The organism is Nonomuraea sp. 10N515B (assembly GCF_052245915.1).
Taxonomy (GTDB): Bacteria; Actinomycetota; Actinomycetes; order Streptosporangiales; family Streptosporangiaceae; genus Nonomuraea.
Map to the genome: position 1 here is coordinate 1 of NZ_JBQQBQ010000181.1, position 1,548 is coordinate 1,548.

1 protein-coding gene is annotated in these 1,548 nt (G+C 74.0%); it reads left to right on the forward strand.

All coding sequences use genetic code 11. The features are described 5' to 3' along the window. Positions 1-121: 121 nt before the first annotated feature. On the forward strand, positions 122-1,548 hold a 1,427-nt coding region (locus ACTWQA_RS58880), incomplete at its 3' end, for a serine/threonine-protein kinase (RefSeq protein WP_443167476.1).

A 1,548-nucleotide genomic window follows, 5' to 3' on the forward strand; every position in this document is an offset into this window, starting at 1 on the left:
ACCCCGGTCTTTGCGCGGCACGCGAGCGCTTGCCGCCGGACTGGGCGGATCCTCAACATCGCCTCAACATCCGCCGCCCTATGGTCCGTGACGACCCCGATCGAGCAGAATGGCGGTCTTGATGGTTCCTCTCACTTCTTCCGACCCGCACCGCCTGGGGCGTTACTGGCTGGTCGGCCGCCTGGGCCAGGGCGGTCAGGGCGTCGTCTACGAGGCGTACGGTGAGCCGGGTGAGCGGGTCGCGATCAAGGTGCCCAGGTCCGAGGGCGCGCAGGCGCGGGCCAGGCTGGCCAAGGAGGCGTCGGCAGCCCAGCGGGTGGCCTCGTTCTGCACCGCCAAGGTGATCGAGGCGCAGGTCGAGGCGGCCCCGCCGTACATCGTCAGCGAGTACGTCCCCGGCCTCAGCCTGCGGCAGGTCGTGGCCGAGTCGGGCCCCTATGAGGGCGACCGGCTGCGCCGCCTGGCCGTCGGCGTGGCGACCGCGCTGACCGCCATCCACCAGGCCGGCATCGTGCACCGCGACCTCAAGCCGGACAACATCATCCTGGGCCCCGACGGCCCGCGGGTGATCGACTTCGGGGTGGCCAGGGAGGTCGGGCCGACGACGAGCGGTCCGATCATGGGCACGCCGAACTACATGTCGCCGGAGGTGTTCGACGGGCGCGCCGTGACCGAGGCGGCCGACCTGTGGGCGTGGGGCCTGGTCGTGCTGTTCGCGGCCCGGGGGAGGGACGCGATCGAGCACGGTGACCCGATGGCGGTCATCGGGCGGCTGCTCGGCTTCGAGCCGGACGTGGCCGGGCTGCCGGAACCGCTCGGCTCCCTCGTGGCGGCCGCCCTTTCCAGGAACGCCGCCGACCGGCCGACCGCCATGGAGGTGCTGCTGCGCCTGCTCGACGACACCGTCGCGGGCGACGCCGCCGAGGAGGACCCGCTGGCGCGCGGCGGCACGCTGGCCGGCACGCTGAAGGGCCGGGCGGAACCGGACCTGGGCGCGATCGCCGAGGAGCTCTATGCCGAGCTCACCGAGACTGAGCGGGCGAGCGTGCCCGAGGTTTTCCTGCGGATGGTCGACGGCGACACGCTCCGGCCGGTCGGCCGGGACGAGCTGCCCGAGACCCCGGCCGTCGACGCGCTGCTCGACGTGTTCGCCGCGGCGGGCATCGTCACGCGGACCGGGACGGCGTACGCGCTGGCCATGCCGGGCCTGCTGCGCGCCTGGCCCAGGCTCCGGGACTGGGTGGCGGGCAACCGCGAGGGACTGCCCGTGCACCGCCGCCTCGCCGACGCCGCGGCCGAGTGGGAGTCGCACGGCAGGAGACCCGCCGATCTGATGCACGGCTCGGCCCTGGACCGGACGCTCCACTGGGCCGCGGCCGAACGCAAGGACCTCACGCTGGCCAGGCGCGAACGCGAATACCTCGACGCCGCCTCCCGGCAGGCCCGCCGGCAGTCCAGGCGGCGCAACCTGGTCGCGGCCGCCCTGGCCGTGCTACTCGTGGCCACACTCGGCGGGCTGGGCACGGCCGAATACCTGCGCAGGGAGTC